Source organism: Amycolatopsis sp. WAC 04182 (assembly GCF_003947465.1).
Lineage (GTDB): Bacteria > Actinomycetota > Actinomycetes > Mycobacteriales > Pseudonocardiaceae > Amycolatopsis.
The window spans coordinates 557492-576049 of record NZ_QHJJ01000005.1 but is presented as its reverse complement, the minus strand read 5'-3'; the positions used below and the strand labels follow the sequence as shown (position 1 = coordinate 576049).

Genomic DNA, 18558 nt, shown 5'->3' with positions numbered 1-18558 from the left:
ACGTTCAGCGCGGTATGCGAAGCTCGGGGCATGTCTTCGGATTCCAAGCCGTCTCAGCGGCCCGCGTATTTCCTCGCCGGCCTGCTCGGCGCGGCCGGTGTGCTGCACTTCGTCCAGCCGAAGCCGTTCGACGCCCTCATCCCGAAGCAGCTTCCCGGCTCCCCGCGCGCATGGACCTATGGCTCCGGAGTGGCCGAGCTGGGCGTCGCCGCGGCGGTCGCCAACCCGAAGACGCGACGTCTCGGCGGGCTCGCGGCCGCGCTGCTGTTCGTCGTGGTCCTGCCGGGGAACGTGAAGATGGCCGTCGACGCCGACCGCCGCAAGGCACCGAAGCACTGGCGGGCGGCGTTCTGGGCCCGCGTCCCGCTCCAGATCCCGCTGGTGACCTGGGCACTGAAGGTGCGCGACCGCGCCTAGATCGTCGGGACGCTCCGCAGGAGTTGCCGCAGGCCTTCGGCGTCCAGCAGATCCGCCGGCCGGACGGTCTTGTCGTGTTTCACGTAGTGGAACGCCGCCCGGACCTTCTCCACCGGCACCTTCTTGAGCGCCGCCCAGGCCAGCCGGTACGCCGCCAGCTGCACGGCCAGCGGTTCGAGCCGGTCCTTGTCCGGCACGGCGCCGGTCTTCCAGTCCACGACGGTCCAGCCGCCGTCCGCGTCGGCGAACACGGCGTCCATCCGCCCGCGCACCGTGACGCCCACGACGTCCGCCGAGAACGGGACCTCGACGGCGTGCGGCACCCGGTGCGCCCACTCGCTCTTCTCGAAAGCGGTCTGCAACGCCTCCAGCTCGGTATCGGGCGCCTCGTCGACGTCCGCCGCACCCGGCAGGTCGTGGATCTCCAGCAGCTGCTCGCCGCCGAACCGCTGCTCCAGCCAGCCGTGGAACGCCGTTCCACGGCGCGCGTAGGTGTTGGGGCGCACGGGAAGCGGCCGCCGCAGCCGTTTGGCCAGCGCGGCGGGATCGGCCGACAGCTCCACCAGCTGACTCACCGAGAGATGCGGCGGCAGGACCACCTGCTGCACGCGATCCCGGGCCCGCGCGCGCTCCTCCAGCAGCACCTTGGTGTCGGAGATCCAGCCGTCCGGATCGTCCTCTTCCTCTTCCTCGGCGTGCTCGGCCTCTTCCATCGCACCGAGCACCAGATCGACGCCGTTGGTGACGCCTTCGCGCCGCGGCCACAGCGGATCGACCGGCCACCGCGCCCGGCGCGAGTCGGCGACCAGCGGATTCTCGCCGTCGGTTTCCGGTTCCTCGGCCCACTGCTCGATCCGGCCGACCGAGTTCGCCCGCATCACCTCGCCGATTTCGAGCAGGAACTCCGACGGCCCCTTCGGCCGCGCGCTGCTCTCGTTCCACCAATGACCGGAGATCAGCATCGTGTGCTCGGAGCGGGTCAGCGCGACGTAGCAGAGCCGACGCTCCTCGTCCGCTTCACGCGCGATGAAGCCTTCTTCGTGCAGTTCCAGCGCTTCCTGCACTTCCTTGCGGTCGGCGCCTTCGGGAATCCGCAGCTCCGACAAGTCCTCGGAGTCACCGCGCAGCGCGGCGGGCAGCGAAGTCGACGTCCGCAGCCACGATGACGAACGCCGCCGCCCGGGAAAGACCTCCTTGACCAGATGCGGAATCGCGACGATGCGCCATTCCAGCCCCTTGGCCGAATGCACGGTCAGCACCTGGACCCGATCCGGGACGACCTCCACCTCGCCCGGGGTGAGCCCGTCCTCCGCGTGCGCGGCCGTGTTCAGATAGTCCACAAAGGACAAAAGAGTGGCCGTCGGCGACGTCTCGGCGAAATCCGTGACGACGTCGGCGAAAGCGTCCAGATGCGCGCGTCCGGCCGGTCCTGGGCGGGCCAGCGACTCGACGTCGAGCAGCATGGTGCGCTCCACGTCGGCGACCAGCTCGGGCAGCGACTGGTCCAGCCGCCGTCGCAACGCCGCAAGCTCGGCGCCGATCTTCCGGATCCGCCGGTAGCCCTCAGGGGAATACCGGTCCGGTGTCCCGGGATCGTCGATGGCGTCGGCGAGCCCGGCCTGCTCGACCCGTTCGGTCACCAGCACCGGTTCGTCCACATCGGACTTCCCGGAAGGCGGCACCGGCGAGGACAGTTCACCCGCTCGTCGCCACAACGCCGCGAGGTCGGCCGCCGCGATCCGCCAGCGCGCCCCGGTGAGCAACCGCGCCGCCGCGCTGCCCGCGAGCGGGTCCGCGAGCACGCGCAACGTGCTGACCAGGTCCGCGACCTCGGGTTCGTCGAGGAGCCCGCCGAGACCGACGACCTCCACCGGCAGCCCGCGTGCCCGCATTTCCGCCGCGATCGGCGCCATGTCGGCGCGACGGCGCACCAGCACCGCGGCCGTCGGCGGTTTTCCGGTCTCCTCCACGGTTTCGAACCAGCGCTTCGCCACCGCGTCGGCCACCCACTCGCGTTCGGCGCGGACGTCCGGCAGCAGCGCGGCCGCGATATCGGCCGAACCCGCGCCTTCCAGCGCGCGCAGCCGGGCGACACCGAGTCCGCGTTCCCGCAACGGTTCCGAGATCGCGTTCGCGAGTTCGAGCACCTCGGGTGGGTTGCGGAAACTGGTCAGCAGCCCGAAATCCCAGGCCGGGACGAGCCGTTCCCCATTGTCACGGGGGAAGTCCGTGGTGAACCTGGGCAGGTTCGCCGCGCTCGCGCCCCGCCAGCCGTAGATGGCCTGCGCCGGGTCACCCACCGCTGTCACCGGCATCGGCGGATGCTCGACGCCGCCGAACAGCGACCGCAGCAGGATCCGCTGGGCGTGCCCGGTGTCCTGGTACTCGTCGAGCAGGACGGCGCCGTAGCGCTCGCGCTCCCCCGCGACCACCGCCGGATAGCTGCTGGCGAGCTGCGCCGCGAGCGACATCTGGTCGGCGAAGTCGAGCGCGCCTTCCGCTCGCTTCCGCGCGTGGTACGCCTCGACCAGTGGCAGAAGGGCGAGCCGGAACCGTTGCGCGGCCATGACTTCGGCCAGTTTTTGCGGCAACGACGCGCGCTGACCCTTCGCGCGCGGCGCGTTCTCGATGACCTCGCACAGCCAGGACGTGTACTCCGCGAGCCGTTCGGTCTCGACCAGATGCTCGCCGAGTTCCCCGGCCAGCGCCAGCAGTTGCGCCGTCACCGTGGAGGGCACGCGATCCGTGTCCAAGTCATTGTCCCAAGTGGACACGACGCGATGCGAGAACTGCCACGAAGACGTCTCCGAAAGCAGCCGGACCCCGGGCTGGACGGGCAACCGCAGGCCGTGTTCGGACAGCAGCCGCCCGGCGTACGCGTGATAGGTCAGCACCGTCGGCTCGCCCGCGGTCACCGTCGTGCGCAGGTCGCCGGTCGGGTCGATCTTGTCGAGCAGCCCCGATCCGACCAGGCGGCGCAGCCGGGTGCGGACCCGCTCACCGAGCTGGCGGGCGGCCTTGCGGGTGAAGGTCAGACCGAGCACGCGTTCCGGCGGGACGACACTGTTGGCCACCAGCCACACCACCCGCGCGGCCATCGTCTCGGTCTTGCCCGCGCCCGCGCCCGCGACGACCAGCGACGGCTCGATCGGCGCGGCGATCACCTCGGCCTGCTCGTCGGTCGGGCTGTGCAGGCCGAGCGCGCGGGCGATCTCGCCCGGCTCGACCTGGCGGCGCTGGAGTTCGGAGATCAAGGGCCGGTCACCTGCCTGCCCTCGGGCCGCAGCGGGCAGCAACCCCTTGCCGGGCAACGATCACAGTCCGGGTTCTCGGTGACGCCGTACTCCGGTCCCGCGGCGGAGCCGGCCGCGGAGCGCACCAGCTCCAGCCACTGCTTGCCGCCGTCCTCGTCCAGCGGCGCCTGCTCACGCTGGGTGGATCCGGTCTTGTTGTTGGACTTCGCGACGTAGACCAGCCGCGCGCCCCCGGGTTTCGAACCGCCCTCGACCGCGCCGAGCAGCACGGCGAGCTGGTACGCGGCGAGCTGCGGATGCTGTTCGGCGTCGGTGGCGGAGATCGGGACCTTGCCGGTCTTGATGTCGATGACGACCGGACGGCCGTCCTTGTCCATCTCCACACGGTCGACACGGCCGCGCAGGAGCACGCGAACGTCGTCGTCGCCGACGGGCAACTCGACTTCGATGTCCTGCTCGACCCCGGCTTCGATCAGCTCCTTACGGCTGGATTCCAGCCAGGTGATGAAGTTCCGCAGCATCTGCTCGACCCGTGACCGCTCGCGGCGCGAGAACCACGGCGCCCCCGCGTCGACCCGCACCCACGCTTCGTCGAGGGCGGCGCGGATCTGCTCGTCACTGCTGCCGCCCGCGACCGCCTGCGCGAGACCGTGCACCAGCGTTCCCGTGACAGCCGCGAGTTGCGCCGGGTCGCTGCCGCCGTGGCGTTCGATCAGCCACCGCAGCGGGCATTTGACCAGAACCTCCACAGTGGACGGTGAGATGCGGATGAGGTCGCCAGGCCCGTGCACCGGTTCGCCGGTGGAGGGTTCCAGCAAGCCGTACCAGGTGCCCGGATGCGCGCCCGGCACCCCGGCGGCGGCCAGTTTGGCGAGCTGACGCGCCGCCCGTTGCCGCCTTTCCGGCTCGCTCGATTCGTCGCAGACGACCTCGCGCAGTTCACCGACGAGTTCGGCGAGCACCAGCGAGCGTCCCGCCGGCTTCATCCGCGAATCGAGGCCGCCGTCGTCCGCGCCGTTCTCCTCCAGGTCGTCGATGAACCGCGAGGGCTGCTCGTCCTCCCCGGCGACCGCGCTGACCAGCAACGTCTTCCGCGCGCGGCTCGCGGCGAGATAGAACAGCCGCCGCTCTTCGGCGAGGATCGGCGCGGTGGCGGACACCTTTTCGTCGTCGACGCCGGACATGAGGTCGACCAGTCGCTCGACGCCGAGCACGGAACCGCGCAACCGCAGATCCGGCCAGCTGCCCTCCTGGACGCCGGCGATGGCCACGACCGTCCACTCGCGACCGGCGGACGCGTGCGCCGTGAGCAACGAAACGCCGTCGCTCTTCATCGCGGCGGGCGCGAGCGTGTCGCCGGCGATGTTCTGCGAGGACAGGTAATCCGCGAACGAGGCGACACTCGCCTTCGGCAATCTGTCGACATAGCGACCGGCCGCGTCGAAGAGGGCGACGATGGCGTCGAGGTCGCGATCCGCCTGCGAGCCGAGCGAACCACCACGGTCGACCATACGCAGCAGGCGCTCCTCCAAACCACTCGCCTGCCAGAGATCCCACAGCACCTGCTCGACGCCGTCCCCGCGTACGACCGCTTGGTGCGCGGCGTGCAGCAGACCACCGATCCGGCGCATGGGCAGCGCCTCGGCATCGGCGAGACCGGTGAGGACATCGTTGGTACGTAAGGCTTCCACCAGCAGTTCGTCGCTCGACCGCTGTCCGCCGCCCGCGAGCTCCAGCCTGCGCAAGCCGCGACGCAGCCTTCGCAGAGCGAGCGGATCCGCGCCCCCCAAGGGCGAGGACAGCAGCATCTCGGCGAGGTCGACGTCGAGCAGTTCCGGATCCGCCGCGAGCCGCAGCATCGCCAGCAGAGGACGAACCGCGGGCTGCTTCGCGAGCGGCAATTCCTCGGTGGCGGAACCGATGGGCACCCCGGCCGCCCGCAGAGCACGTTGCAGGACAAGAAAAGTACGAGCGGGCGAGCGGACGAGCACCGCCATCTCCGACCACGGCACGCCGTCGACGAGATGCGCACGGCGGAGCTGATCGGCGATCCAGCTCGCCTCGGCGGCCGGGGTCGGCATCAGGCGGACCCGGACGGCCCCGCCCTCGGCGTCCGGCGCGTCGACGAGTTTGCGCTGCGGAGACGAACCGGGCAACACGGAGCCGAGTTTCGTGACGGCCGTGCGGATCACCGGGGCCAGCCGATGCGCGGTGGTCAGCAGGACCGTGCGCTCGCCGTCCTCGTCCGCGTCGGCGAACAGGCTGGGATCCGCGCCACGGAAGGAGAACACGGACTGATCGGGGTCGCCCGCGACGACGAACTCGTCGGCCGCGTGCCCGATGAGCCGGATGAGCTGGGTCTGCAACGGGTCGAGATGCTGCGCGTCGTCGACGAAGAGATGCCGGACGCGGCGCTGCTCGCGTTCGCGCAGTTCCGGGTCGTCCTCCAGCGCGAGCAGCGCCGAAGTGACCAGCTCGGCGGCGTCCAGCGCGGGCGCGCTCGCGACGCCGAGCGCGTTGCCGCCCGCGCCCTGCAACAGCGTGACCTCTTCGTACTGGCTCCAGAAACGCCCGGCCGCGATCCACTCCTCGCGGCCACGGCGCCTGCCGAGTTCGACCAGGTCCTCCGGGCCGAGCCCGCGTTCGGCGGCGCGGAGCAGGAGATCTCGCAGTTCCTCGGCGAACCCGGGCACGCCCAGCGCGGGCCGCAACTGCTCCGGCCAGTCGAGCGCGCCCTCTTCGAGGTCGCCGGCGAGCAGGTCGCGGACGACGACGTCCTGCTCCGCTCCGGCCAGCAGGCGGGGCGGCGGGAGATCGTCGGCCTGCGCCTCCATCCGCAACAGCGCGTACGCGTACGAGTGCACCGTGCGCACGAGCGGCTCACGGATCGTGCGCGGCAGCGGATCCTCTTCCGGGTCGGTGGTGAGCCGGTGGGTGATGTCGGCGCGCAGGACCTCGGCCGCCTTGCGGGACGTGGTGAGGATGAGCACGCTCTCCGGGTTCGCGCCCTCCGCGATGCGCCGCGACGCCGCCGACGCCAGCAACGCCGTCTTGCCCGTGCCCGGCCCGCCGAGGACCCGGCGGAACCCGTCCGGGGCGGCCAGCAGGCGGCGGGCGCCGGAATCCCACTGGAAGGACGGCGTGCCGGTGACCGGCGTGCGGACCAGCCGCGCGTCGGTTCCTGCCGCTGTTCGCCGCCCGTTCACGCCCACGATGGAACCACGCCCCGCCGACACAACCTCGCAGCGGCACGGCAAAGTGGTCCCATGGATGACGAACTGCACGAGCGGGTGCGCGAGGTCATCGCGAGCGTGCCCGCCGGCTCGGTCGCGACTTATGGGGATATAGCGTCGGTTTCGGGAGCCCCGTCGCCGCGGCTGGTCGGCCGGATCCTCGGTGAGGACGGCCACGATCTGCCTTGGCACCGCATTCTGCGAGCCGACGGGACACCGGCTCCGCATCTGCTCGACGAGCAACTGCAGCGGCTGCGCGCCGAGGGCGTCGTGCCCGACGGCCAGCGCGTCGACCTGCGAAAATACCGGTGGCGACGTGATCCCGACGACGACGCTGGTCCGGGCGCTCTCTTTTAGGTTAGCCTCGCCTAATGAGCTACATCGAGGCGAAGGTGACGGGTGTCCGGCGGCTGACCCCGCATATGAGCAGGGTGACCTTCTCGGGGGCGTCGCTGGTGGACCACGCGCCCGACCAGTACCTGAAGGTGTTCTTCCCGCAGCCCGGCCAGGCGGAGCCCGTGCTGCCCGCTCCGCTGAGCGGCGACGAAGTGCTGTCCTGGTACCGGACCTACCTCGCGATGCCCGACGACGTCCGGCCGCCGATGCGCACCTACACCGTGCGCGCGCTGCGCCCCTCGGTGCAGGAGGTCGACATCGACTTCGTGCTGCACGGCGACGAAGGCCCGGCCTCCGCGTGGGCCTCGCGCGCTGCGGAAGGCGACCGGGTCGCCTTCCTGGGACCGCACGGGCTCTACGACGTGCCTTCGGACACGACCTGGCAGCTACTGGTCGGGGACGAGACCGCGATCCCGGCGATCGGCGCGATCGTCGAAGCGCTCCCCGCCGGAACGCGAGCGGTGGTCTACGTCGAGATCAGTGATCGCGAAGACCGGCAGGTCTTCGAAACGCAGGGCACCGTGGAACTGCACTGGGTCGTGCGGGGCCCCGGTCCGGTCGGTGACGCGGTGCTCGAAGCCGTGAAGAAGGCGGAACTGCCGGGCGGGACGCCGTACGCGTGGATCTCCGGCGAAGCGAACATGGTGAAGCTGGTGCGGCGGCACCTCGTGCGGGAGCGCGGGGTCGACAAGCGGGCGATCTGCTTCACGGGGTACTGGCGGCAAGGGGTGAGCGAAGAGGCTGCCGGCCGCGAAGCGATGCAGCAGGCGGAGTCCGGGGAGACGCCTGGTCCCGACGAGGACTGAGGCTCCTGACCTGCGGAAAGAGAGCAAGGGACCTTTGCTACCGCGGGTGGGGTGTGTGGAAATAGGGACGTTGAGTGTCCCTATTTCCACACACCCCGCACTCCGCGTAACAGTGCTGGCCGACTGTGTGGATTTTGGTGCGTTGGATGACCCGAAATCCACACGGTCACCGCGCCGACCTGCGAAAAGGGAGCAAGGGACCTTTGCTACCACTTACGTAGCCACGCTAAGCAATCGATAGCAAAGGTCCCTTGCTCCCCCTCACGCCCGGAAATCCGTGAAGGCCTCCTTCCCTACCCTGAAGGTAGGCAAGGAGGCCTTCACGGACAGAAACCCTCAGTGCGGCACCCACAGCGTCACCCGCGTCCCCCGCCCCGGATGCGAATCGATCGTCCCCCGCCCACCGACCTCCGCCAGCCGCGCCATGATCGACTGGCTGATCCCGAAGCCCGGCGGCCGGTCCAGCATGCTGAAGCCGGCCCCCTGGTCCCGCGCGATGACCGCGATGCCGCCTTCGCTCTCCTCGACGCGAAGCACGACCTGATTCGTCCCAGCGTGCTTCACGGTGTTTCGGAGTGCTTCGCGGACGGCGTCGCGGATGGCGGTCCGGCGCGCGTGCGAGAGGCGGTAGTCCTGTTCGGTCTCGGCGGCGACGAGCTGGGTGCGGAGGCCGTCGCGCGCCATTTCGGTGGCGACCTCGGCGAGGTCCGCGGTGAGGCCGCGGGCCGACGGCGCGTCCGGCCCGGTCAGTTCGCGGCGCAGTTCGGCGGCTTGCGCCCGAGCGGTGGCGCGCATTTCCGCGAGCCGTTCCGCGGCGGCCGAGTCGTCGTCCGGCGCCTCCAGTCCCATCGCTTCCAAAGTCTGGAGCACGGAGTCGTGCATGACCCGCTGGGTCCGCAGGCGTTCGGCGCGCTGCCCCCGGCGCATCCCGATCCCCAGCGCGAACCGCGTCCCGACGCCGAGCAGGATCAGGATCCCCGCCGTGGTCACCATCGCCACGACGAGCGCGACCATGCACCCCACCGACCGGCTCATCGCGAGCGGATGGTCGATCGGCAGTCCGCCGATCCAGGTCAGGAAGGCCCGGAACGGCACGGCCGCGATCACCAGCACGAGCGCGGCGGGCAGCCCGAACGACAGCGTCCACAGCGCCACCGTCCCGACCATCCACGTCCACGCGACGTCGACGGCGAACGGCTGGATCTCGGCGGGCGCCGCGGCGGCCACGATCGTCGTGAGCACCACGCCCACGGCGAGATCCGCGTACATCAGCCGCCCGGACGTCTTCGCCCGGATCCCGCGGCCCCGCACCACCCACCAGACCGCGAGGACGTTGAGCAGCACCCCGAGGATCGTCGCGCTCAGCACCGGGACGATCCCCGCCGACCCGTTCGAGACCAGGAAACCGATGTACACCTTCGGAAACGCGGCCACGCGGTAGAAGATCGGGCCGAGCGCGGAGTAACGGATCGCGCGCATCAGCAGCGTGTCCGCGGAGTCTTCCCGATAGCGCCAATCAGGAACGGAATCGGGGTCGGGTGCTTCGTCGGCGGGGCTCGCGCCCAAGACCGAAGAGCCCTTTCGCAACATCGCGCGCACGAACGTGACCGATTGAGACTCGGACATCCGCCGCCCTCCCCGCGTCCGATGTGTCGAGCCTGGCAAAGCGGACTACCCGCGTCAAGACGGCCGAATGCGCAGCTCCGCGACGAGAAGTTTGACCAGCGCGCCGAGCCGCTGACGTTCGGGCTGCACGGTCGGGACCCCGGCGGCTTCCAGCGGCGCCGCGGTCACCGGTCCGACGCACGCGCACAGCACCGGACCTCGCAGTGCGGCAAGGAGTTCCTCGCGGCGCGACCCCGCCAGCGTCAGCAGGTTCGCGGCCGCCGGAGCGGAGGTGAAGGCCAACGCGTGCACGCGTCCGGAAAGCACGCTTTCGACGAGTTCGTGCACAGGTGCGACGTCGGCGGGCGAAAGCCAGCGATACGGCTGTGCCTGGACGACGTCCGCGCCCGCGTCCCGCAGCGACCCCGTGAGTTCGGGCAGCAGGGTTCCGTGCAACTGGACGGCGACCCGTGCGCCGCCGACCCCGGCGTCGCGCAAGCCTTCGAACAGTTCCGCGTTGCTCTCCTCGGGCGCGGAGAATTCCTCACGCAGCCCTTCGCCTCGCACCGCGCCCGCCGCTTTCGGTCCCCGCACGAAGATCCGTGACGCCGCCAGCCGCTCCAGCAACGGTTCACGCAGCCCCCAGCCTTCGGCCGCCGAAAGCCAGCCGCGGAACCCGGCGCCGGTGGTGACCGCGGTGAACTCGACCGGTCCGGCCAGCACCGCGTCCGTCGCCGCCCGTAGTTCGGTGTCGTCGGGCAGCGGGACGATCCGGATGGTGGGCGCGTGCAGGACGGTGGCGCCGTGCCGCGTCAGCGCTCCGATGAAGTCGTCGGCCCGCCGCTCCGCGGTGATCCCGATCGTGATTCCGTCCAGGTCAGCCATAACGCGCGCCCATCTTCCCGATCTCTTCCGCCAGCCGCTCGCGGAGCTCCGGCGGTGCGAGCACTTCGAGGTTCCCGCCGAACCGCAGTAGTTCACCGACCGCCGGTTCTCCGGGTTCCACGGGCAGTTCCATCGTCAGCCAGCCGTCTTCGTCCGGCTCGTCGTCCGCTTCCCGCAAAGCCCTCGCTCCGACGGCCCCGAGATAGAATGGCACCAGTATGCGGGCGAACTCGTTCAGCCGGACCACCGCCACTCGCGAGTACATCCGCTTTTCGAACTGCTCCGACCATTCCTGCCAGTAGCGCGCGAGGTCGAAGTCGGACGGCCGCTCGAAGGTCTCGCCGAGGTCTTCGAGCTCTTCGATCCGGGAGACCCGGTAAGTCCGGTCGGTCCCGTCGCACCGTGCCGCGAGATACCAGTTCCCGGCCTTGAGGATCAGGCCGAGCGGATCGAGGACGCGATCGACCTTCCGCTGCCCCCAGCGTTCGTACCGGACCTTGATCCGCCGCGCGTGCCAGACCGCGTCGGCCAGTTCGGACAGTCGCGGCAGGCTTTCGATCCCGCGATGCCAGCCGGGCACGTCCAGGTAGAACCGTTCGGAGATCTTGCTCGCCCCGGCACGCAGCTCCGCGGGCATGGCCGCGTGCAGTTTGAGCTGTGCGGCGGCGAGCACCGTGCCCAGCCCGAGTTCACTGGCCGCCCCCGGCAGGCCCGCCAGCGAAAGCGATTGCGCCTCCTCCTCGGTCAGCCCGGTCAGCCGCGTGCGATAGCCGTCGACCAGCTGATATCCGCCCGTGCGTCCTCGATCGGCGTACACCGGCACGCCGGCCGCGGACAGCGCCTCGACGTCGCGGTAGACCGTCCGGACCGACACCTCCAGTTCGGCCGCCAGCTCCTCGGCCGTCATCCGGCCGCGGTTCTGCAGCAGGAGGAGGACCGACAGGAGTCTGCTCGCGCGCATGATTTCAGTATCCCCGAAAACCTGACACATCCTGACAGGTTTGGCTGCCAGGGTGAGCCCATGAACACGTTCGCCATGAAGAACTGGGAAGAAACCCTCGTCAGCGGCACGGAGGGCGGGCCGCGCGTGGCCCACGCGCACGCGACCTTCGCCTACAGCGGGCTGATCGAAGGCGAGGCGGTCATCGACTACCTGCTGTACTACGCGGGTGAAGGCTTCGACGGCGGCGGGACCACGTCCCCCGGTCTCGAACGCATCGACGGCAGCGTGGACGGGCGCAAGGGAAGCTTCGTGATCAAGCACGACACCGGATTCGACGCGAAGGGCATCTCGTCGAAGTTCACGGTCGTCGAGGGCTCCGGAACGGGTGAACTCGCCGGGATCACCGGCAGCGGCACCACGACCGGCGCGCTCGGCGAGCCGACGATGTCGTACACGTTCGCTTTTTCGCTGTAGGGAGGACAAGTGCTCGAGGTCGATCGCGAGCAGGTGCTGGCGTACCGGATCGCGGCCCACGGACTGCATCGTGAAGAGAAGGATCCGGCCGCGGCGGCCGTGTTCGACCTCGGGCTGCAGGATTCCGTGCGGGACACCGCCTTGTTGGGCCTCGCCGCCCGGATCGACGGCGAGATCACGCCCGCGGTCTGGGACGACGATCGGTTCGTGCTCGCGTGGACCCATCGTGGCGCGCCGCATTTCCACCGGCGCGCGGAACTGGACACGATCAGGGCCGCTCTCGTGCCGCTCGACGAGAAGGACGCGATGGCCCGGATCCTCTGGCAGCGCAAGCAGGTCGAGGACGCGGGCATGTCCGCGACGGACGCGCTGTTCACCGCGGCGAAAGCGATCCGGAAGGTCGTCACCGGTGCGCAGACCAAGGGAACGGTGAGCGGCGCGGTCACGAAACTGATCCCCGACGGCTTGTCGTACGCCTGCCGCGGCTGCGGCGTCGTGCACATCTACGAGCAGCTGATGCGGGTCGCGTCGATCCACGCCGGGGTCCGGCTGGAACCCGGCGCGACGCCGGCGACGTTGGCACCGCTGGAAGGGCGCGGCCGCCTCAAGACGTCGCCGGACGTCAAAGCGGCCACGCGAGTGGTCGAGGGCTACCTGAGGATCAACGGCCCCGCCACGCCGGGCGACGCCGCCGCCTACGTCGGGACGACCCGCACCGGGGTCGACGCGATGTGGCCGGACGGTTTGGCCGAGGTCCGCGTCGACGGTAAGAAGGCCTACCTGCCGGAAGACCGGGTTTCGCTTGTCGAAAACCCGCCTGAGCCGGACGTGGTCCGCCTCCTGCCGCCGCTGGACCCGTTCGTCCAGGCGCGCGACCGCGCCGTGCTGGTGCCGGACAAGGCCCGGCAGAAGGAGGTCTGGAAGATCCTCGGCAGTCCCGGCGCCCTGCTGGCCGACGGCGAGATCGCCGGGGTGTGGCGAGCCAAGGCGAGCGGGAAGAAACGGCTCGACTTCACCGTCACCCCGTTCGACGCCCTCCGCCCGGCTGTGCGGAAGGCCGCCGAAGCGGAGGCGGCCCGCGTCGCCGCCGCCCGGGAGTTCCCCGACCACCGCGTCACCTGGTCCTGAACGCGCGGGCTGAAGGACGCTTTCACCGCATGTCACGCGGTGAAGGGCGCTTTCCCTGCATGGCATGCGGTGAAAGTCCCCTTCAGCCCCTGTCGACGGCCAGGCGGTATCCGCGTTTCACCACCGTCTGGACGAGTTTCGGTGACCCCAATGAACTCCGCAGGCGCCCGATGGCGGTCTCGACGGCGTGTTCCTCGCCGCCGTCGGGCAACGCGGAGATCAGTTCCCGCCGGGAGAACACCCGCCCCGGCGACTCCGCCAGCGCCCGCAGCAAGGCCATCGGCGCGGGCGCGATGTCACACCACTGCCCGTCGACCAGCGCCGCCTGACCCCGCAGTTCGATGCTGCGGCCGCCCGCGGTCAGCCGCGGCGAACGGGCTTCGAGCGCGTCGGACACCGTCCGCGCCAACGCCCCGATCCGCGACCGCGACGGCTGGACCGTCGGGATCCCGAGCGCGGCCAGCGGTGCCGCCGTGATCGGCCCGACACAGGCCGCCACGACGCGCTTCTCCAGTGCCCGCACGACTCCCGGCAACCGCCCGGTCCGTTTGGCCACCGCCAGCATGGACGCGACGGCCGGCGCGCTGGTGAACGGCAACGCGTCCACCGAACCGTCGAGAACGCAGTCGAGCAGCCGGTCCAGCGGGCCGGGGTCGGCCGGGCCGACCCAGCGGTACACCGGCACCTCGATCACCTCGGCGCCCGCGGCGCGCAGACTGTCCACAAAGTACGGAAGCGGCTCGCCGTGCAGCTGCACCGCGATCCGCTGACCGTCCACACCGGAATCGAGAAGATGTCGCAGCACCTCCGCGTTGCTCTCCGACGCGGGCGAGTAGTTCTCCGACAGCCCGGCCGCGCGGATCGCGCCCTTGGCCTTCGGCCCCCGCGCCAGCAGCGCCGACTTCCCGAGCCGGTCGAGCAGTTCCTCCCCCAGCCCCCAGCCTTCGGCCGCCTCGACCCAGCCGCGGAAGCCGATCCCGGTCGTGGCGACGACGACGTCGACCCGGTCTTCCAGCAGGCGCATGGTCGCCGACCGCAGTTCGGTGTCGTCGGCGAGCGGCACGATCCGGATCGCCGGGCCGTAGCGCACGGTCGCACCCTTGCGCACGAACAGCGCGCCGAGCTCGTCAGCCCGCCGCGCCGCCGTGATCCCGATGACGAATCCCGCCAGGGGAAGGACTTCTGTCACGGTGAGAATTCCACCTCCACGACACTCTCGGTGACCCGCACCCGATAGGCCGCGACCGAGACACCTTCGGCGTCGAGACAGTCACCGGTCCGCAGATCGAACCGTTCCTTGTACACCGGCGACGCCACCACGGGGACGCCGCCCGCGTCGCCGACGATCCCTCGCGAAAGCACCGCCGCACCGCTCACCGGATCCACATTGGACAGTGCGTACCACCGGTCACCGGGCAGTCGGAAGATGGCCACCTGCACACCGCCGTCGAGCAGGGCGGCGACGCCGGACCATTCGGGGACGGCTCCCGCCGCGCAGACGGCGGTCCAGGTGCGCTCGATCGAGGTCGTCACTGTTTCACCTCCGGGATGCCCAGCAGCACGGGCACCTTCTGGTCGCGTTCGGTGCGGAACGAGATCGTCGGGTCCGGCGTGCCCGGCGCGTTGACGAACGAGCTGAACTTCGCCAGTTTCTCCGGGTCCTCCAGCACGCCGCGCCACTCGTCGGCGTAGTCGCCGACGTGTTTGGCCATCGCCGCGTCGAGGTCCTCGCAGATGCCGAGCTTGTCGTCGACGATCACCGCGCGCAGGTGATCGAGGCCGCCCTCCATCTCCTCGACCCACGGCGCGGTGCGCTGCAGGCGGTCGGCCGTGCGGACGTAGAACATCAGGAACCGGTCGATCGTCCGGATCAGCGTCTCCGTGTCCACTTCGGACACCAGCAGATCCGCGTGCCGCGGGGTCGCGCCGCCGTTCCCGCCGACGTAGAGGTTCCAGCCCTTGTCGGTGGCGATGATGCCGAAGTCCTTGCTCCGCGCCTCGGCGCATTCCCGGGCACAGCCCGAAACGGCGGACTTCAGCTTGTGCGGAGACCGAAGGCCGCGATAGCGCAGTTCCAGCTCGATCGCGAGCCCGACGCTGTCCTGCACGCCGTAGCGGCACCACGTCGAACCGACGCACGACTTCACCGTGCGCAACGACTTCCCGTACGCGTGACCCGACTCGAACCCGGCGTCGACGAGCCGCCGCCAGATCAGCGGGAGCTGGTCGACGGTGGCGCCGAACAGGTCGATCCGCTGTCCGCCGGTGATCTTGGTGTACAGCCCGAAATCCATCGCCACCTGCGCGATGACCATGAGCTTCTCCGGCGTGATCTCGCCGCCGGGGATCCGCGGGACGACCGAGTAGGTCCCGTTGCGCTGCAGGTTCGCGAGGAACTTGTCGTTGGTGTCCTGCAGGGTCGCCTGTTCGCCGGCGAGGATGTGCCCGTTGCCCAGCGTGGCCAGGATGGACGCGATCGCCGGCTTACAGATCGCGCAGCCGGTTCCGGTGCCGTAGCGGTCGATCATCTCGCTGAACGTCGTGATCCGCGTGGCCTGGAGGATCTGGAACAGCTCCGCGCGCGACTGCGGGAAGTGCTCGCACAGCGCCTTCGACTGCTCGACACCGCAAGCCGTCAGCAGCTTGCCCAGCAGCGGGACACACGACCCGCAGGCCGTGCCCGCCCGCGTGCAGCCCTTGATCTTGGCGACCGAATCGCAACCCTCTTCGGTGATCGCGTGCGTGATCGCGCCCTTGGAAACCGCGTTGCAGGAACAGATCTGCGCGGCGTCGGGCAACGCGTCGACCCCGACCGCCGCCCCGCCACCGGCCGGGGCGAGGATCGCGCCGGGTTCGGCGGGCAGCGGCCTGCCGACCATGGCACGCAGCGTGTTGAACTCGCTCGCGTCGCCGACCAGCACCCCGCCGAGCAACGTCTTCGAGTCGTCCGACACGACGAGCTTCTTGTACGTCCCGGCGACGGCGTCGTTGAACGCGACCTCCAGCGCGCCCTCGGTCGCCGCGTGCGCGTCGCCGAAGCTGGCGACGTCGACACCCATGAGCTTGAGCTTCGTCGACATGTCCGGCTCGGGGAACGTGCCCTCGCCGCCGGTCAGCCGCGCCGCCACGATCTCCGCCATCGCGTACCCGGGCGCCACGATGCCGTACACCTTGCCGTCGACGGCCGCGCATTCCCCGATCGCGAACACGGCGGGGTCGGACGTCCGGCAGGTGTCGTCGACCAGGATCCCGCCCCGCGCGCCGACCTCCAGCCCGGACGACCGCGCCAGATCGTCACGCGGCCGGATACCGGCGGAGAACACGACCAGGTCGACGTCGAGTTCCGTGCCGTTGCCGAGCTTCGCGAGGTAGCGTTCGCCGTCCGGCTCGATGGCGTCGGTCGACGTTCCCGTGTGGACGGTCACGTCGAGGTCGGTGATCAGCCGCCGGAGCAGACCGCCGCCGCCCTCGTCGACCTGCAGCGGCATCAGGCGCGGCGCCATCTCGACCACGTGCGGCGAAAGGCCCATGTCCCGCAACGCCTTCGCGGCTTCGAGACCGAGCAACCCGCCGCCGATGACGACCGCCGAACGCCGTCCGCGCCCGGGCCGCTGAGCGGCTTCCCGGATGGCGTCGAGGTCCTCGATCGTCCGGTAGACGAAGCAGCCGGGAAGATCGTGACCCGGCACCGGTGGGACGAACGGCCGCGAACCGGTCGCGAGGACGAGCGCGTCATACGGCTGCTCGTAGCCGGCTTCGGTGACGACGACCTTGCGGTCCCGGTCCACCGAGACCACCGCGTCACCGAGCCGCAGTTCGACCATCGGGTCGTCCGCGTAGTCCGCGCCTTCCAAAGCGAGTGACGCGGGATCCCAGGTGTCCACATAGGACGTCAGGGCGACGCGATCGTAAGCGGGCCGCGCCTCCTCGGCGAGGACCACGATCTGCCACTCGCCGGTCTTGTCCTCCGCGCGCACCGCTTCCACGAGCCGGTGCGCGACCATGCCATGTCCCGCGACGACGAGTTTCCGCATCAGACCTCCGCTCCGGCGAGCGCCAGACCCCGGACGCTCGTCACCTCCGACTGCTGCTTGCGCAGGTACACCGCCCACGTGACGGCGAAGCACAGCCCGTAGAAGACGAGGAAGGCGACGAACGCCGGCACCCCGCTCTTCGTGTCCGCGAACGACTGGCGGAAGGCCAGGTTGATGAAGAGCCCGCCGAGCGCGCCGATCGCTCCGGCCAGCCCGATCAAGGCCCCGGAAAGCTTGCGGGCCTTGAGCATCTCCAGCGTCTCGTCCGCGCCCTCGCTGATCGCGACCTTCGCCTTGGCACGGAAGATCGCCGGGATCATCTTGTACGTCGAGCCGTTGCCGATGCCGGTGAGCACGAACAACACGATGAACGCGACGGTGAACAACGCCAGCGAGTTCGACGTCGACGCCAGGATCAGCACCACGGTCGCCGCGGCCATGCCGACGAACGTCACGAAGGTGATCTTGCCGCCGCCGATCCGGTCGGCCAGCCAGCCGCCCGTCGGACGCGAGAACGAACCGAGCAGCGGGCCGAGGAACGTCACCGCGGCCGCCTGCAGCGGCGTGCGGCCGAACTGGTTCTGCAGCACCAGGCCGAAGGCGAAGCTGTATCCGATGAACGAACCGAACGTGCCGACGTAGAGGAACGACATCACCCAGGTGTGCGGGTCCTTGACGACTTCGCGCATCGCCTTGGTGTCGCCCTTCATCGAGGCGAGGTTGTCCATGTAGAAGTACGCGCAGACCGCCGCGACCACGATGAGCGGGATGTAGATCGCCAGCACCACCCGGGGCGCGGTCGCGCCGACAGTGCCGATGACCAGCAGGCCGATCAGCTGGATCGCCGCCACGCCGAGGTTCCCGCCGCCCGCGTTGAGCCCCAGCGCCCAGCCCTTGTGCTTCTCGGGGTAGAACGCGTTGATGTTGGTCATCGACGAGGCGAAGTTCCCGCCGCCGACGCCGCCGAGCGCGGCGATCAGCAGGAACGTGCCGAGCGACGTGCCCGGTTGCATCGCGATCGCCGCCAGGATCGTCGGCGCCAGCAACAGCAGCGCGCTGACGATCGTCCAGTTCCGGCCGCCGAACCGCGCCACCGCGAAGGTGTACAGCGGCCGCATCAGCGCGCCGATCAACGTCGGCGTCGAGACCAGCAGGAACTTGTCGGCGGCGGAGAAACCGTACTGCGGCCCCATGAACAGGACCATGACCGACCACAGTGTCCAGACGGAGAAGCCGATGTGCTCGGCCAGGATGGAGAACCAGAGGTTCCGCCGGGCGATCTTCTTCCCGGTCGCCTCCCAGAACTGCTCGTTCTCCGGATCCCAGTGCTCGATCCAGCGCTTTCCACGAGCGTGCATGAGGTCCTCCTTGGTGGATGCGTTC

The 18558-nt window shown here is 70.1% G+C and carries 14 protein-coding genes; 5 read left to right on the top strand and 9 right to left on the bottom strand.

The features are described from left to right. Positions 1–30: 30 nt before the first annotated feature. Entirely contained in the window at positions 31–417 is a 387-nt protein-coding gene (locus DMH01_RS28800; protein WP_125680306.1) for a hypothetical protein, read from the top strand. Here DMH01_RS28800 and DMH01_RS28795 read toward each other — a convergent pair. Then, positions 414–3671: an ATP-dependent DNA helicase gene (locus DMH01_RS28795; RefSeq protein WP_125680305.1), complete on the bottom strand. Its 3258-nt coding sequence runs from the start codon at positions 3669–3671 to the stop codon at positions 414–416. The two genes, DMH01_RS28800 and DMH01_RS28795, sit on opposite strands and share 4 nt — an antisense overlap. After that, complete coding sequence (locus DMH01_RS28790) at positions 3668–6883, bottom strand: ATP-dependent DNA helicase (RefSeq protein WP_199745663.1); 3216 nt, start codon at positions 6881–6883, stop codon at positions 3668–3670. The genes DMH01_RS28795 and DMH01_RS28790 overlap by 4 nt, the downstream gene beginning before the upstream one ends. Before the next feature lie 54 nt (positions 6884–6937). Here DMH01_RS28790 and DMH01_RS28785 point away from each other — a divergent pair, with 54 nt between their 5' ends. Together DMH01_RS28785 and DMH01_RS28780 are read left to right on the top strand one after the other, a co-directional pair. After that, complete coding sequence (locus DMH01_RS28785; protein WP_125680304.1) at positions 6938–7261, top strand: MGMT family protein; 324 nt, start codon at positions 6938–6940, stop codon at positions 7259–7261. A gap of 14 nt (positions 7262–7275) precedes the next feature. Continuing rightward, positions 7276–8106 (top strand): siderophore-interacting protein, encoded by an 831-nt coding sequence (locus DMH01_RS28780; RefSeq protein WP_125680303.1) that lies wholly within the window; start codon positions 7276–7278, stop codon positions 8104–8106. A gap of 336 nt (positions 8107–8442) precedes the next feature. On the opposite strand, the gene DMH01_RS28775 is transcribed toward DMH01_RS28780, so the two are convergent. Genes DMH01_RS28775 through DMH01_RS28765 form a run of 3 tightly spaced genes read right to left on the bottom strand, consistent with a single transcriptional unit; the run spans position 8443 to position 11557 of the window. After that, a complete protein-coding gene (locus tag DMH01_RS28775) occupies positions 8443–9732 on the bottom strand; it encodes a sensor histidine kinase (RefSeq protein WP_125680302.1) in 1290 nt (429 codons plus the stop codon). 54 nt (positions 9733–9786) lie between these two features. Continuing rightward, the gene (locus tag DMH01_RS28770; protein ID WP_125680301.1) at positions 9787–10596 is read right to left on the bottom strand and encodes a uroporphyrinogen-III synthase; all 810 of its coding nucleotides are present in this window, start codon (positions 10594–10596) and stop codon (positions 9787–9789) included. Next, positions 10589–11557: a YafY family protein gene (locus DMH01_RS28765; protein WP_125680300.1), complete on the bottom strand. Its 969-nt coding sequence runs from the start codon at positions 11555–11557 to the stop codon at positions 10589–10591. The genes DMH01_RS28770 and DMH01_RS28765 overlap by 8 nt, the downstream gene beginning before the upstream one ends. A 60-nt stretch (positions 11558–11617) precedes the next feature. Here DMH01_RS28765 and DMH01_RS28760 point away from each other — a divergent pair, with 60 nt between their 5' ends. After that, positions 11618–12013 (top strand): DUF3224 domain-containing protein, encoded by a 396-nt coding sequence (locus DMH01_RS28760; protein WP_125680299.1) that lies wholly within the window; start codon positions 11618–11620, stop codon positions 12011–12013. Between the two features lie 9 nt (positions 12014–12022). Beyond that, positions 12023–13141: a DNA glycosylase AlkZ-like family protein gene (locus DMH01_RS28755; RefSeq protein ID WP_125680298.1), complete on the top strand. Its 1119-nt coding sequence runs from the start codon at positions 12023–12025 to the stop codon at positions 13139–13141. Between the two features lie 82 nt (positions 13142–13223). Here DMH01_RS28755 and DMH01_RS28750 read toward each other — a convergent pair whose 3' ends face one another. Genes DMH01_RS28750 through DMH01_RS28735 form a run of 4 tightly spaced genes read right to left on the bottom strand, consistent with a single transcriptional unit; the run spans position 13224 to position 18533 of the window. Beyond that, the gene (locus DMH01_RS28750; protein WP_125680297.1) at positions 13224–14330 is read right to left on the bottom strand and encodes a uroporphyrinogen-III synthase; all 1107 of its coding nucleotides are present in this window, start codon (positions 14328–14330) and stop codon (positions 13224–13226) included. Next, entirely contained in the window at positions 14327–14674 is a 348-nt protein-coding gene (gene nirD / locus DMH01_RS28745) for a nitrite reductase small subunit NirD (RefSeq protein ID WP_125680296.1), read from the bottom strand. The genes DMH01_RS28750 and nirD overlap by 4 nt, the downstream gene beginning before the upstream one ends. After that, positions 14671–17175 (bottom strand): nitrite reductase large subunit NirB, encoded by a 2505-nt coding sequence (nirB, locus tag DMH01_RS28740; protein WP_125680295.1) that lies wholly within the window; start codon positions 17173–17175, stop codon positions 14671–14673. The genes nirD and nirB overlap by 4 nt, the downstream gene beginning before the upstream one ends. Beyond that, positions 17175–18533, bottom strand: coding sequence for a NarK/NasA family nitrate transporter (locus DMH01_RS28735; protein WP_125680294.1), 1359 nt, complete (start codon positions 18531–18533; stop codon positions 17175–17177). Before DMH01_RS28735 ends, nirB begins: the two co-directional genes overlap by 1 nt. Between the last annotated feature and the right edge of the window lie 25 nt (positions 18534–18558).

Coding starts and splice junctions, on each gene's coding strand:
- DMH01_RS28800 (WP_125680306.1), top strand. CDS start 31: ATGTCTTCGGATTCCAAGCCGTCTCAGCGGCCCGCGTATTTCCTCGCC.
- DMH01_RS28785 (WP_125680304.1), top strand. CDS start 6,938: ATGGATGACGAACTGCACGAGCGGGTGCGCGAGGTCATCGCGAGCGTG.
- DMH01_RS28780 (WP_125680303.1), top strand. CDS start 7,276: ATGAGCTACATCGAGGCGAAGGTGACGGGTGTCCGGCGGCTGACCCCG.
- DMH01_RS28775 (WP_125680302.1), bottom strand. CDS start 9,732: ATGTCCGAGTCTCAATCGGTCACGTTCGTGCGCGCGATGTTGCGAAAG.
- DMH01_RS28770 (WP_125680301.1), bottom strand. CDS start 10,596: ATGGCTGACCTGGACGGAATCACGATCGGGATCACCGCGGAGCGGCGG.
- DMH01_RS28765 (WP_125680300.1), bottom strand. CDS start 11,557: ATGCGCGCGAGCAGACTCCTGTCGGTCCTCCTCCTGCTGCAGAACCGC.
- DMH01_RS28760 (WP_125680299.1), top strand. CDS start 11,618: ATGAACACGTTCGCCATGAAGAACTGGGAAGAAACCCTCGTCAGCGGC.
- nirB (WP_125680295.1), bottom strand. CDS start 17,175: ATGCGGAAACTCGTCGTCGCGGGACATGGCATGGTCGCGCACCGGCTC.
- DMH01_RS28735 (WP_125680294.1), bottom strand. CDS start 18,533: ATGCACGCTCGTGGAAAGCGCTGGATCGAGCACTGGGATCCGGAGAAC.